Origin of the sequence: Mycobacterium pseudoshottsii JCM 15466, from assembly GCF_003584745.1 — a bacterium.
In the GTDB taxonomy this organism is placed as follows: domain Bacteria; phylum Actinomycetota; class Actinomycetes; order Mycobacteriales; family Mycobacteriaceae; genus Mycobacterium; species Mycobacterium marinum.
Window position 1 is genome coordinate 5,119,562 of record NZ_AP018410.1, and the last position, 13,565, is coordinate 5,133,126.

Consider the following 13,565-nt stretch of genomic DNA (forward strand, 5'->3'; position numbering starts at 1 on the left):
GCGCGAGAGCGCCCGGTTAGACCGGCGCCGACCCGGGTGACGAAGATTGCTGGCCCTGGCCGTAGTTCTGCTGCGCACCGCCGGGATTGGCGTAGTTGACCGGAGCCGAACCACCCTGGGATCCCGTCCCGGCACTAACGGACGGCGGCGGGCTGAAGCTGGGGAATCCAGTGGGCGGAGTGGACGGGGTCTGGTGCATCGGCTGGGGGGCCGACTGTGCTTGCGGGGCGCTGAATCCACCGCTGGACGGGTTGGAACCCTGGCTGGAGGTAAAGCCGCCGTACTGCGACCCGTACCCGGACGGCTGCTGCGGCGACTGCTGCGGATTGGGCGCGGACTGCTGTGCACCCGGTTGACCGTAGTACCCGCCCGGCTGGCCGCCGTACTGCCCGTACTGGCCGTACTGGCCATAGGGATCGAATTTCGGCCTCGGCGCCGGCGCCGACACCACGCCGGTCTCCAGCAACAGCGCGCCGACTGCGGCGACAGCCTGAAACACAATGCACACCAGGACAATCCACAGTGCCCAACCGGTCGAAAAGGCGCTCGGCTTGTTGAAGGTCGACGAAATCATCAGGAATACGCCCAGTATCGAGACGACCGCGACGACGGCCCCGTAGCTCTTGACCTTGGGGAGCAGGCTCACTCCGGCAAGCAGCCCGGCCAGCAACGCCATCCCGACGGCCAGCACGGTGTCGCCGGAAGCTTCGCTGCTGCCGCCGCCGAGTTCCGAGCTGATCGTGAACATCGGCCCGAAGCTGGCGAGATATGCGAGAAAACCGAGCACCGCCACCGCAACGTTCAGGTACATCGGGAGCTTGCTCGCCGCGTCGTCGGCTTGAGCGAAAGACGGTGTGGCGCCTCCGTAGGAGCCGCCCGACTGCGCGGGCGGATATCCGGGGCTACCCGGCGTGTAGGTCATGGCTCCTCCTGTTACTTGCGCGCCGTCGCGGCGCCACTGCTGCATTGCGACGCTTGGTCCCTGCGACGCGATTCGACAACCACGCTAGCGCACGTTCCGGTGCTCGCGCCGCGGCGACCTGCCCCGCTCGACCAGCGCCATCACCTCCGTCGATCCCGCCAAGCCGATTGGCGCGGGGGGCGCTTGCCCGGCCGAGGTAGAACACGTTCTAATTCTGTTATGGACTATGGGCTTGTGCTTTTCACCAGCGACCGCGGCATCGCTCCGGCGGCGGCGGCGAGACTCGCTGACGACCACGGCTTTCACACCTTCTATGTGCCTGAGCACACCCATATCCCAATCAAGCGAGAAGCCGCTCATCCAACGACGGGCGATTCCTCGCTTCCCGACGATCGTTATATGCGCACGCTGGACCCCTGGGTGAGTTTGGGCGCGGCATCGGCGGTGACCTCGCGGGTACGGCTGTCGGCTGCGGTGGCGCTGCCCGTCGAGCATGACCCGATCACCCTGGCCAAGAGCATTGCCACGCTGGATCATCTGTCCGGCGGACGGGTCAGCCTCGGCGTGGGGTTCGGTTGGAACACCGACGAACTCGCCGACCATGGCGTTCCACCCGGACGGCGCCGCACGATGTTGCGTGAATACCTCGAGGCGATGCGGGCGCTGTGGACGCAGGAGGAAGCCGCCTACGACGGCGAGTTCGTCAAGTTCGGCCCCAGCTGGGCCTGGCCCAAGCCGGTGCAGTCCCACATTCCGGTGCTCGTGGGCGCCGCTGGCACCGAGAAGAACTTCAAATGGATAGCGCGTAGCGCCGATGGCTGGATCACCACACCGCGTGACTTCGACATCGACGCGCCGGTCAAGTTGTTACAGGACACCTGGGCGGCCGCCGGCCGCGACGGGGCCCCACAGATCGTGGCGCTGGACTTCAAGCCGGTCCCCGAGAAGCTGGCCCGCTGGGCCGAGCTTGGGGTCACCGAGGTGCTGTTCGGACTACCGGATCGCCCCGAGGATGAGATCGCCGCGTACGTAGAGCGGCTGGCCGGCAAGCTGGCCGCCATGGTCTAGGCGCGAGCTAGAGAACGCAGCGGTTGCCGTAGTCGAACGAGCGCACCCGGATCGCTTGCCCCAGCGGGTCGCCGTCGGTCAGCAACCCGATCAGCTCGTCGTCTTCGGTGCTCGCCAGGAAGCGGCGGCCGTCGGCGGCCAGCCGGCCGATGACGATCCCGGTGAGACGCCCACCGTCATGGCGGACCGTGTACGTCTCGATCGTGGCGGGGCCGTCGGCCTGCTCGGTAACTGGTCGGCTGGCCCCGCTGTCGATTTGTGTTTGCAGCTCGGCGCTGCGGTCCGGCTGCCATTGCGCCGGGGCAGTGGAATAGACCCCGACCGAGTACTTGCTCATGATCCCGCCGTTGGCGCCGACGAGCCCGAACCGTCCCGGCTCGCTACGCATTCGGGCTACGGTCTCGGCCACCGCATGCATCGAGTAGTTGTTTCCCGCCCCGCCGAAGAACGGCAGCCCACCGGTGAGCGTCAGACCGCGCGGGTCATCGGTCGCAATCCCCAGACCGTCGCAGATGTTGAACACCGGCACCGGAAAGCAGCTGTACAGGTCGAAGGTGGCGATGTCGTCGACACCGACACCGGCCACCCGGAGCGCCTCGCGCGCCGCCAGCACGGCTGACGGGGCGTGCCCAAGATCGGGGCGCTGCAGCAGGGCCTGCTCTTGCAGGTCGGCATGCCCGCGAAGGTAGACCCACTTTTCCTCGGGAACCCCGAGCCGGCGTGCGGCCGCAACCGACATCACCAGCGCGGCCGCGCCCTGGTTCACCTGATCGCGCGCGACCAGCAGCCGGGGGTAGGGCTCGGCGATCATCCGATTACGGTCGGTGACCGTGATCAGCTCCTCGACGGTGCGCTCGATTGGCGCCGCGGCAAAAGGATTGCCGGCCGCGATCTTGGTGAACGGCGCGAACAGCTCGCCCATCCGCCGCAGGTAGTCGGCCGGGCCGAGGCCCGTTGCGGCCCGGCGGGCATTCTCCAGCAAGCCGTATTGGGTGGGCGCATCCACCAGGCCGTGAATGATCGTGTAGCGCGTGATCAGGCCGTCGATGCCAGGGCCGCGGTCTTGCAGCTCCCCGTCGACGATTTCGGTGAAGTCCGGTTTGTCGGCACGCCCAGCGAAGTGACGACTGGTCGACGTCGCATCAGAGCCGAACACCATCGCGACTTCGGAGCTGCCTGCCGCGATCGCGCCGGCCAGCTCGGTGATCAGGTGCTGGGGCCCCTGGCCGCCGACGATCTCGAGGATCGCGCGGGCCGGATCCGCCCCGATCCGCTGGGCCACCGAGCGCGGATAGTTGTTGGACCGGCCTAACGGGGCCTTGGGGACGGGCCCGGAGATCTCGAACTGTCGGACGCCCGCGACGGTGTCGATGGCCGCGGCCACGTCGGCCGCACAGTCTTCGAGAGCGGCCTGGGCAGCGGCGGCGGCCAGCTCAACGGCCGACATCCCCTGGTAGTCGGGGTCATCGATGCGTTCGACAGCCTGTCCGACACCGACAATGACCGGCGTACCCGGATCAAGATCCATAGCATCACTATCTACCTAGCCGAATCACACGTCTGCGCCGGGGCGTCGCGGGGGCACATTCACGCCCGAGATATCGCCCGGAACTGGGATAACACCGCCGGTGGGCGCGTACGATTAGCAGTCCGGAATGCATCTGTCATTCCCTGCGCCGTGGAGGTCGCAGATGTCTTTTCTCACCACAGCGCCCGAGTTTGTCAACGCGGCAGCGTCGGATCTGGCGAGCATCGGCACGGCAGTCAGTCAGGCCAACGCGGCCGCCCTTGCCCCGACGACGGGGGTGCTGGCCGCCGGCGCCGACGAGGTGTCGGCCGCCATCACGGCACTGTTCGGGGCACACGCGCAGACCTATCAGGCCCTGAGCGCTCAGGCGGCGACTTTTCATGCCCAGTTCGCACAGCTCATGGCGGCAAGCGCCGGACGGTATGCGACCGCGGAAGCCGCCGCCGCGTCGCCTCTGCAAACCCTGGAGCAGCAGCTTCTCGGTGTGATCAATGCCCCCACCAACGCCCTGCTGGGACGCCCGCTGATCGGCAACGGGGCTGACGGGGCACCCGGGGCAGACGGCCAAGCGGGCGGGCTGCTGATCGGAAATGGCGGCGCCGGCGGCGGGGGCACCGCCGCACATCCCGCCGGCGGCAACGGCGGCGCGGCGGGGTTGTTTGGCAACGGCGGAGCCGGCGGACCCGCCAAGCCCAGCAGCAACCAGGCCGCTGGCGGCAACGGCGGGGCCGGCGGGTTGCTGTTCGGCAACGGCGGAGCCGGCGGCACCGGAGGGTCCGGCCTCGGCGGTGTCGGCGGTAACGGCGGGTCTGCCGGGCTGTTTTTCGGCACCGGCGGAGCCGGCGGCGACGGCGGAGCGACGCTGATCTCCGGCGACGGCGGGGCCGGCGGCGCCGGCGGTGCGGGCGGATTGATCGGTACCGGCGGCGCCGGCGGCCATGGCGGCACGACTCCGGCCGCCGGCGCGGGCGGCGCGGGTGGCGCCGGCGGGGCAGGCGGGATCCTGCTCGGCCCCGGCGGAGGCGGCGGTGGCGGCGGTAACGGGACCGGGACCACCACCACCGGTGGCACCGGCGGGATCGGTGGCCACGGCGGTTTCTTCAACGGCAATGGCGGTACCGGCGGCGCCGGCGGATTCGGCCCCACCGGAGGGGCTGGCGGGGCCGGCGGGGCCGGCGGCACACTGTCCGGCTCCGGTGGGGACGGCGGCATCGGCGGGTACGGCGCCGGTGGAGACGGCGGCGGTGCCGGCGGGGCCGGCGGTGACGCGGGCTTGTTGATCGGCGACGGCGGGGCCGGCGGCTCGGGAGGACCCAACGGCGGCACTGATCCCGGCGGCAACGGCGGCAACGGCGGGCGTGCCGCGTTGCTCATCGGTTTCGGCGGGAACGGCGGCAACGGCGGGGTGGGGACGGCGACCACCGGCACCGGCGGCCAGGGCGGCGACGGCGGCCAGCTGATTGGCGTGCCAGGCAACCCCGGCCTGCCGTAGCCGCCGAACACGGGGCGCGACAAGTGCCCGAGCAGACGCAAAATGGCACGCTTCCAGACGGAAGCGTGCCATTTTGCGTCTGCTCGGCGTCTAGAGACCCTTCAGGATCTCCCGGGCCAGCACCGCGGTCTCCGACGGGGTCTTGCCGACCTGTACCCCGGCGGCCTCCAGGGCTTCTTTCTTGGCCGCCGCGGTGCCCGAGGAGCCGGACACGATGGCACCCGCGTGCCCCATGGTCTTGCCCTCCGGCGCGGTGAATCCCGCCACGTAACCGACAACCGGCTTGGACACGTTGGCCTTGATGAAGTCGGCCGCTCGCTCCTCGGCGTCCCCACCGATCTCACCGATCATCACGATCAGCTTGGTGTCGGGATCCTTCTCGAACGCCTCGATGGCATCGATGTGGGTGGTGCCGATCACTGGGTCGCCACCGATACCGATCGAGGTGGTGAAACCGAAATCGCGCAGCTCGAACATCATCTGGTAGGTCAGCGTGCCGGACTTGGAGACCAGCCCGACCGGGCCGGCGCCGGTGATGTTGGCCGGGGTGATGCCAACCAGCGCCTGCCCCGGGGTGATGATGCCCGGGCAGTTGGGCCCGATGATGCGGGTCTTGCCGCCCTTGCCCAGGTTGTAGGCCCAGGCATAGGCGGTGTCTTGCACCGGGATCCCCTCGGTGATGACCACCAGCAGCGGAATCTCGGCGTCAATGGCCTCGATGATCGCGTCCTTGGCGAACTTCGGCGGCACGAAGATGATCGAGACGTCGGCGCCGGTCTTTTCCATCGCCTCGGCGACACCGCCGAATACCGGCAGCTTGATTACCCGGCCACCCTTGTCCTCGTGCGTCACGGTGGTGCCCGCCTTGCGCGCGTTCACCCCGCCGACGATTTGGGTGCCGGCCTTGAGCATGCGCGCAGTGTGGACGGTCGCCTCGCTGCCGGTGATGCCCTGGACGATGACCTTGTTGTCCTTGTTCAAGAAGATCGACATTGTTCAAAGTCCTTTCAGGCGCTGGCCAGCTCAGCGGCCTTGTCGGCAGCCTCGTCCATCGTCGGCACCAGCGTCACCAGCGGGTGGTTGGCGTCGGTCAGGATGCGACGGCCCTCTTCCACGTTGTTGCCGTCGAGCCGGACCACCAGCGGCTTGTTCGCCTCGGCACCGAGGATTTCCAGCGCCTTGACGATCCCGGTGGCCACCGCATCGCATGAGGTGATGCCGCCGAACACGTTCACGAACACGCTCTTGACCTGTGAATCGCCCAGCACGACATCCAGGCCGGCGGCCATCACCTCGGCCGAGGCGCCGCCACCGATGTCGAGGAAGTTGGCGGGCTTGACCCCACCGTGCTTCTCACCGGCGTAGGCAACCACGTCCAGGGTCGACATCACCAGGCCAGCACCGTTACCGATGATGCCGACCTGGCCGTCGAGCTTGACGTAGTTGAGGTCGTGTTCCTTGGCCTTGAGTTCCAGCGGATCGGTGGCCGCACGGTCTTCGAACTCGACGTGATCGGGGTGCCGGAAGTCGGCGTTGGCATCCAGGGTGACCTTGCCGTCCAACGCCAGGATCTGGTCGTCGGGGGTACGCACCAGCGGGTTGACCTCAACCAGGGTGGCGTCCTCGCCGACGAACAGGTCCCACAGCTTGGAGATGGTTACCGCGGCAGCGTCGAGCACCTCGGCCGGCAGGTGGCCCTGTTCGGCGATGGAGCGGGCGAATGCCAGGCCAACCCCCTTGGCCGCATCCACCGGGACCTTGGCCAACCGATCGGGCTTGGTGGCGGCCACCTCCTCGATCTCCATGCCGCCCTCTACCGAGCACATCGCCAGGTAGGTGCGGTTGGCACGATCGAGCAAGAACGAGATGTAGTACTCCTCGGCGATGTCGCTAGCCTCAGCGACCAGCAACTTCTTGACCACGTGGCCCTTGATGTCCAAGCCGAGGATGTTGTTGGCGTGTTCGTAGGCGTCGTCGGGCGTGGCAGCGTACTTGACGCCACCGGCTTTGCCGCGACCACCGATCTTGACCTGCGCTTTGACCATTACTGGATGACCGATTTCGGTGGCAATAGCCCGCGCGCCCTCGGCGGTGTCAGTCACCCGCCCCGGCGTAGTAGGTACATTGTGCTTGGCGAACAGTTCCTTCGCTTGATACTCGAATAGATCCATGGGCTCACTGTCTTCGCTCGACTTGCTAGACCAATAGGGAGGCGATACCAAGATTCGGCAACTCGCACGGTTGCAAACTGTATCTAGGCGCCAAATGAGCCCGGCGATCGCATCCACCGGTGTGGCGCAGGTCACCGAAAATCCGCGGATCTAAACGTGATCCAACTCACATTTTGAGGCAGGTTCCCAAACTGAGGTTGCCAGCTACCTCCGAGAGCGGATACCGTCTCAGGGTTCAGATAACGTTATGGTCACAATACGAGGACATTTCAGCATTGTCCCAGCACCGATACGCCCGCACTGCCGTCGTTGGCGACCCTCGCACATCCCGCCATCGTTGGCTCCAGCACCATCGCAACGAAGTCACCGAGATCATCCCACTGGATGGTTTCGACGAGCTTGACGAGCTAGAGCTCGCCGATCTCGACGACTTGGACTTTGGTTATCCCGAGTTCGACACCGGTCGACAGCTCCTTCAAGCGCCCGAGCTTGACGATCTCGACGAGATCGACAATCTGATTCCGGCGTGGTTGGCAACCCCCAGCCCGGTACTGGTCGGCACGACCAGCGAGGCTCTCCCCGAGCCAAGCGCTGCTGTCCCCCGGGCCGCGAACGTCGCCCCTGCACCCCGCCGTGGTGGCCAGCACCGCAAGCAGTCCACCAGCGCGGCAAAGGGTCGACTCCTGATTGGGTCCATGGCCGCCGGTGCAGCCGCCGCCGCAGCGCATACCGTGACCCACCAATCCGACGTCACCAGCATGGACACCGTGCTGACCGCGAACGCATCGGCCCTTATCGGAGGCTCGGACAGCAACGAGGCCCGCGGGGTTCAGGTCATCGCCGCACAACCGGCGACCAATGTCGAGGCACACAAGGCCGAGTTCGCTCGCGGTGTGGCCTTTGCCCAGGAACGCGCCCAGCGCGAGGCTCGACTGCAACAGCCTCTGTACGTCATGCCCACCAAAGGCATTTTCACCTCCAACTTCGGCTACCGCTGGGGTGTGCTGCACGCCGGGATCGACCTCGCCAACTCCATCGGAACCCCGATCTACGCGGTATCGGACGGCCTGGTGATCGACGCGGGCCCCACCGCCGGCTACGGCATGTGGGTGAAAATCCGCCACGCTGACGGCACCGTGACGCTCTACGGGCACGTCAACACCACGCTGGTCAATGTTGGACAGCGGGTGATGGCCGGCGATCAGATCGCGACGATGGGCAACCGGGGCTTCTCCACGGGCCCGCATCTGCACTTCGAAGTGCTCCAGGGCGGCACTGAGCGGATAGACCCGGTGCCCTGGCTCGCCAAGCGCGGCCTGAATGTCGGCAACTACGCCGGCTGACCGTTGACCGCACCGGGCGACCCCGCTGCGAGCGAGACCCCACCCGATCCGTCCCCGTCCGCCGACGAGCCACGGACCCGCATCATTCGGCGCGCGCCGACGGGACCACAACCGGTGACGACGGACTCCGCGACCGCCAAGATTTCGCACCGCCCAACCTCCCTTGACGAGACTGCGCGGGCAGACCGGCTACCGCCGTTGCCCGACGGGCTGCCCGTCGAGCCAAGTTCGCGGACGGCGGTCGCAACCGCGGCCGTCAGCATCGTCAACGGATGGGCCACCTCGGTGGTTGCCACCGACCTGATCACCGGCTGGTGGCGCAGCGACCGCCTGTTCTGCATCGCGGTGGGATTTCTGGCGCTGGTCTTCGCGAGCTCCACCACCGCCGGGGTGATCATGCTGTTGCTACGCCGCCCTTTCGGGCGCTACCTGATCGTGGTGGGCGCCGTGGTTGCGGTATTGACATACGGTGGCGTGTTCATCGCCGGCGCTCTCGTCGCTTGGATCGTGCACGCCTTTCCGGTGTTGCCGATCGCGAGCGCGGTGCTGGCGCTGCATCCCCAGACCAGGCGCTGGCTTTTCGACTAGCCGGCTCCGGCCGAATGTGTTCTCACTGCGACGATTTCGCAACTTTTTCGCAACGAGTTCAGGTTCGGCGAGTAGCCGCTAAAGCTTGGCGACCGGGGCGTGGTTATGCATCAGCTTCACCCGTCCCGAGCTACCGAAGTCGATCAGCGACATCGCCGATTCGCCGACACCGGATACTTCCTCGACGCGGCCCAGACCGTACTTGTCGTGTGTGACGCGATCGCCGGGCTGCAGCACCAACAGCGGCCGCTTGCTCGTGCTCGTGCGGACGGGTGCTGACCGCGCAGTGCCAAACCGGCCGGCTCCACTCACAGGCGCGCTGAACGACGGCTTGGGCGCAAGGCGGCGCCAGTTGAGGAGTTCCTGAGGTATCTCCCGCAGGAACCGGGATTCGGGGTTGAGCATCGGCTGCCCCCAGGAAGACCGGACGATGGCCCTACTCAGGTAGAGCCGTTGCCGGGCCCGGGTGATGCCGACGTAGGCCAGTCGCCGTTCTTCGGAGAGTTCGGTCGGATCATCCAGTGCCCGCATGTGCGGGAACATCCCGTCCTCCCACCCGGTCACGAACACCACCGGGAACTCCAGACCTTTGGCGGTGTGCAGGGTCATCAGGGTGACCACGCCCGCGCCATGCTCGGGAATATCGTCGGTGTCGGCGACCAGCGACACCCGTTCCAGAAAGGCCGCCAGCATGCCGGTGTCCGGCACATCCTCGGCATCCGGTTCGGGCTCGGCGGCATTTGCCAGGTCGGTGCTGAATTCGTGGGCAACGCTGACGAGTTCGTTGAGGTTGTCCAGCCGGGCCAGCTCCTGCGGATCGGTGGAGGACTCCAGTTCGCGGCGGTATCCGGTGCGTTCCAGCACCGCCTCCACCAACTCACCGAGATCCCCCTCGGATGAGTCGAGGCGTCCTCGCAACTCGTCGAGCAACTCGACAAAGCCCGCGATCGCCTTCTCCGCACGGCTATTGAGCATCGGCACCTTGCCCTCGGCGGCGGCCACCAGAGCGTCGGAGAAGCCGGCGCCGGTGTTCTCCGCGTACACCGCCACACAGGCCTCGGCACGATCGCCGATGCCGCGGCGCGGCGTGTTGAGGATGCGCCGCATGCTGACCGCATCGCCGGGGTTGTCCAGCACCCGCAGGTAGGCGACGATGTCACGAATCTCCTTGCGCTCGTAGAAGCGCACGCCGCCGACGACCTTGTAGGGAATGCCGGCGCGGATGAACACCTCTTCCAGCGACCGCGACGAATTGTTGGTGCGATAGAAGACCGCGACGTCGTTGTAGGTGATCTCGTCCCGCTCGGCCAGTGCGTCGATCTCTTCGGCGACGAACCTCGCCTCGTCGTGTTCGTTGTCGGCGACGTAGCCGACGATCAACTCCCCCGCGCCAGCATCGGTCCACAGCCGCTTCTCGCGACGTCCGGAGTTGCGCGAGATCACCGAGTTGGCCGCCGACAGGATGTTCTGTGTCGAGCGGTAATTCTGTTCCAGCAGCATCGTTGTGGCATCGGGATAGTCGCGTTCGAAGTCTTCGATGTTGCGAATGGTGGCGCCGCGAAACGCATAGATCGACTGATCGGCGTCGCCGACTACGCACAACTGCGCCGGGGGCACGTCCCCGGGCTCGTCTTCGCTGCCGCGACCAACCAGTTCCCGCACCAGGACGTATTGCGCGTGGTTGGTGTCTTGGTATTCGTCGACCAGAACGTGCCGAAACCGGCGCCGATAGTGCCCGGCGATGTCGGGAAAAGCTTGCAGAATGCCCACCGTCTCGCCGATGAGATCGTCAAAGTCCAGCGCATTGGCGGCCCGCAGGCGGCGCTGATATTCCGCGTAGACCGATGCGACGGTGCGCGCCAAGTCATCGGAATCCTCCGACAGATCCGACACCGCCCGATCCGGGTCGATCAATTCGTTTTTCAGATTGGAGATGGCATTGGCCAGCAAGCGCGGCGAGTATCGCTTGATGTCCAAGCCCATATCGCGCCCGATCATCTGCAGCAGCCGCCGTGAATCGTCTGCGTCATAGATCGAGAAGTTCGAGTTGAGGCCCTTGATCAGCGCCGCCTGGTTGCGCAGGATGCGCACGCAGGTCGAGTGGAAGGTGGACACCCACATGTACTTGGCCCGGCCGCCGACCAGGCTCACCACCCGCTCCCGCATCTCGGCGGCGGCCTTGTTGGTGAAGGTGATGGCCAGGATCTGACCGGCCCCAACACCGCGGGCCGCGATCAGGTAGGCGATCCGCCTGGTCAGCACCGCCGTCTTGCCCGAGCCCGCGCCCGCGACAATCAGCAGCGGCGAGCCTTCGTGCACCACGGCCTGGCGCTGTTGTGCGTTGAGACCTTCCAGCAGTTGGTCGGCATCGGTCGCTTGAACAGTCATGTCCGCCCAAACTTACCGCCGCCCGCCGACGACTTGGCGCCGACGGGGTCCAACACCCAGGCGAGCGTCTGGATTCGGGGTCAGTTCCCGAAGCCCGATTGCTGGTCACCCTTGTTGAGGCCGCCGGAGCTGCTGGTGCCCGAGTTGGCGAAGCCCGAGTTGGCGGTTCCGGTCTGGATGAAACCGGAGTTGTCCGTGCCGGTGTTCATGACGCCCACGTTTCCGGCCCCGGTGCTATTCCAGAATCCGATGTTGAGGTTGGCCGAATTCCCGACTCCCACATCATTGGTGCCCGTGTTGAAGAAGCCGGTATTGGTGCCGCCGGTGTTCTGGAAACCCGTTTGGTTATTGCCCACATTTCCGAAACCCTCGCTCGAGGTGCCGGTGTTCTGGAAGCCCGAGTTGTCGTTGCCGTCGTTGTTGAACCCCGAGTTTCCGCTGCCGGTATTCCCGAAGCCGGAGTTGGTCGCACCACTGTCGGTTGCGATACCGAAGCCGGTATTGACCTCACCGGAATTGCCGGCGCCGGTGTTCGTGCTGCCCGAGTTGAGGAACCCGGTGTTGTCCGAACCCGAGTTGCCGAAGCCCACATTGGCACCGCCGGCGTTCTCATAGCCGACGTTTCCGGATCCCGCGTTGCCGAAGCCCATGTTGAAGCTGCCGGCGTTGCCGAGCCCGACATTGTCGTGGCCGGCGTTCATGAAGCCGACGTCGCCGGCGCCGGAGTTGCCGACGCCCAAGCAGGTGTTGGCCGAGTTCGCCATGCCGGTGTTGAGCGAGGCGGCGTTGACGAACCCGGTGTTGAAACTGCCGGAGTTGCCAATGCCGGTGTTGGTGTCACCCGAGTTCCCTATGCCCCAGTTTCCGTCACCGGAGTTGAAGAAGCCGACGTTGTTGTTGCCCGAGTTGAACACGCCGATGTTTCCGCTTCCGCCATTGAGTCCGTTGAAGTTGATGCCAACCTGATCGTTGCCGCTCAGCCCGATCCCAAAGTTGTTGTTGCCGGTGTTTCCGAAGCCCACGTTGCCACTGCCAAGGTTTCCGAAGCCCACGTTGTTGGCGCCCAGGTTGCCGAAACCCACGTTGCCGCTATTGGTGTTGCCGAAACCGAAGTTGTTGCTGCCGCGGTTCCCGTCACCAAAGTTGAAGCTCCCGAAATTTCCGCTACCGATGTTGTAGTTTCCGGTGTTACCGAATCCCTTGTTGCCACTGCCACTGTTCCCGCCGCCGATATTTGCGCCGCCGGTGCTTTGGTAGTTCCCGAAGCCGATATTTCCGTTTCCGCGGTTACCGCTGCCGAAGTTGTTCGACCCGATGTTCCCGCCGCCCAGATTGAAAAGCCGTTATTGCCGTTGCCGAAGTTGACGTTGCCGCCCCGGTTTCCGCTGCCGAAGTTGAAGTTTCCGATGTTGCCGCCGCCGAAGTTGAGGTTGCCCGTGTTCCCGTTGCCCAGGTTCGCGATTCCGATGTTGCCGAATCCGAGATTCCCGGCGCCGAGGTTGCCGATTGCCGCCAGCGGGCTCAGGGCAGGGACATTCTGCAGCAGCTGTTCCCACGGTGACAGCGCCGCCGCCACCGCCGACGCCCCGGAGTGGTAGCCGAACATGGCCGCGACGTCCTGCGCCCACATTTCCTCATAGGCGGCTTCGGCGGCCGCAATGGCCGGCGCGTTTTGACCGAAGATGTTCGACATCACCATCTGCACCAACGCATTTCGATTGGCCACCACCGCGGCCGGCAGCACCGTCGCCGCCCGCGCCGCCTCGAACGCGCTCGCCACCATCTTGGCCGCACCGGCCGCACCGACCGCCTGCGCCGCCGCCGCACTCAGCCAACTCGTGTAGGGCGCGACCGCAGCCGCCATTGCCGCCGATGCCGGGCCCTGCCACGCCTGCCCAACCAGCCCGGAGGTCACCGATGCGAACGAGTCCGCCGCCGACCCCAGCTCGCCGGCCAGGCCTTCCCACGCCGCCGCGGCCTGAAGCATCGGGGCAGAACCGGCGCCGGTAAACATTCGCAGGGAGTTGATCTCGGGAGGAAAAATCGAAAAGTTCATTGCCGCAGC

The 13,565-nt window shown here is 66.3% G+C and carries 9 protein-coding genes and 1 pseudogene; 4 read left to right on the plus strand and 6 right to left on the minus strand.

The genetic code is table 11. The features are described 5' to 3' along the window. Nucleotides 1-16: 16 nt before the first annotated feature. Complete coding sequence (locus MPSD_RS23285; protein WP_015357027.1) at nt 17-922, minus strand: DUF5336 domain-containing protein; 906 nt, start codon at nt 920-922, stop codon at nt 17-19. 219 nt (nt 923-1,141) lie between these two features. On the opposite strand from MPSD_RS23285, the gene MPSD_RS23290 reads away from it, so the two are divergent. After that, entirely contained in the window at nt 1,142-1,990 is an 849-nt protein-coding gene (locus MPSD_RS23290) for an LLM class F420-dependent oxidoreductase (protein ID WP_036426297.1), read from the plus strand. 7 nt (nt 1,991-1,997) lie between these two features. Here the strand turns inward: MPSD_RS23290 and MPSD_RS23295 are convergent, their stop codons facing one another. After that, a complete protein-coding gene (locus MPSD_RS23295; RefSeq protein ID WP_086085279.1) occupies nt 1,998-3,518 on the minus strand; it encodes an acetyl-CoA acetyltransferase in 1,521 nt (506 codons plus the stop codon). 163 nt (nt 3,519-3,681) lie between these two features. On the opposite strand from MPSD_RS23295, the gene MPSD_RS23300 reads away from it, so the two are divergent. Then, nucleotides 3,682-5,010 (plus strand): PE family protein, encoded by a 1,329-nt coding sequence (locus MPSD_RS23300; protein ID WP_119571748.1) that lies wholly within the window; start codon nt 3,682-3,684, stop codon nt 5,008-5,010. A gap of 90 nt (nt 5,011-5,100) precedes the next feature. Here the strand turns inward: MPSD_RS23300 and sucD are convergent, their stop codons facing one another. Together sucD and sucC are read right to left on the minus strand one after the other, a co-directional pair. Continuing rightward, on the minus strand, nt 5,101-6,003 hold the full coding sequence (gene sucD, locus MPSD_RS23305; protein WP_015357031.1) for a succinate--CoA ligase subunit alpha: 903 nt from the start codon (nt 6,001-6,003) through the stop codon (nt 5,101-5,103). A 14-nt stretch (nt 6,004-6,017) separates the two neighbouring features. Then, entirely contained in the window at nt 6,018-7,181 is a 1,164-nt protein-coding gene (sucC, locus tag MPSD_RS23310) for an ADP-forming succinate--CoA ligase subunit beta (RefSeq protein WP_020786108.1), read from the minus strand. Between the two features lie 275 nt (nt 7,182-7,456). Here sucC and MPSD_RS23315 point away from each other — a divergent pair, with 275 nt between their 5' ends. Further along, a complete protein-coding gene (locus MPSD_RS23315) occupies nt 7,457-8,524 on the plus strand; it encodes a M23 family metallopeptidase (RefSeq protein ID WP_020786107.1) in 1,068 nt (355 codons plus the stop codon). Between the two features lie 3 nt (nt 8,525-8,527). Beyond that, nucleotides 8,528-9,112, plus strand: a complete 585-nt coding sequence (locus MPSD_RS23320; protein WP_174524088.1) for a hypothetical protein — start codon at nt 8,528-8,530, stop codon at nt 9,110-9,112. A 78-nt stretch (nt 9,113-9,190) separates the two neighbouring features. Here the strand turns inward: MPSD_RS23320 and pcrA are convergent, their stop codons facing one another. Further along, on the minus strand, nt 9,191-11,500 hold the full coding sequence (pcrA, locus tag MPSD_RS23325; protein ID WP_020786104.1) for a DNA helicase PcrA: 2,310 nt from the start codon (nt 11,498-11,500) through the stop codon (nt 9,191-9,193). 80 nt (nt 11,501-11,580) lie between these two features. Further along, nucleotides 11,581-13,556: pseudogene (locus MPSD_RS23330) on the minus strand (PPE domain-containing protein). Nucleotides 13,557-13,565: the final 9 nt, after the last annotated feature.

Coding starts and splice junctions, on each gene's coding strand:
- sucD (WP_015357031.1), bottom strand. CDS start 6,003: ATGTCGATCTTCTTGAACAAGGACAACAAGGTCATCGTCCAGGGCATC.
- MPSD_RS23290 (WP_036426297.1), top strand. CDS start 1,142: ATGGACTATGGGCTTGTGCTTTTCACCAGCGACCGCGGCATCGCTCCG.
- MPSD_RS23295 (WP_086085279.1), bottom strand. CDS start 3,518: ATGGATCTTGATCCGGGTACGCCGGTCATTGTCGGTGTCGGACAGGCT.
- MPSD_RS23285 (WP_015357027.1), bottom strand. CDS start 922: ATGACCTACACGCCGGGTAGCCCCGGATATCCGCCCGCGCAGTCGGGC.
- sucC (WP_020786108.1), bottom strand. CDS start 7,181: ATGGATCTATTCGAGTATCAAGCGAAGGAACTGTTCGCCAAGCACAAT.
- pcrA (WP_020786104.1), bottom strand. CDS start 11,500: ATGACTGTTCAAGCGACCGATGCCGACCAACTGCTGGAAGGTCTCAAC.
- MPSD_RS23300 (WP_119571748.1), top strand. CDS start 3,682: ATGTCTTTTCTCACCACAGCGCCCGAGTTTGTCAACGCGGCAGCGTCG.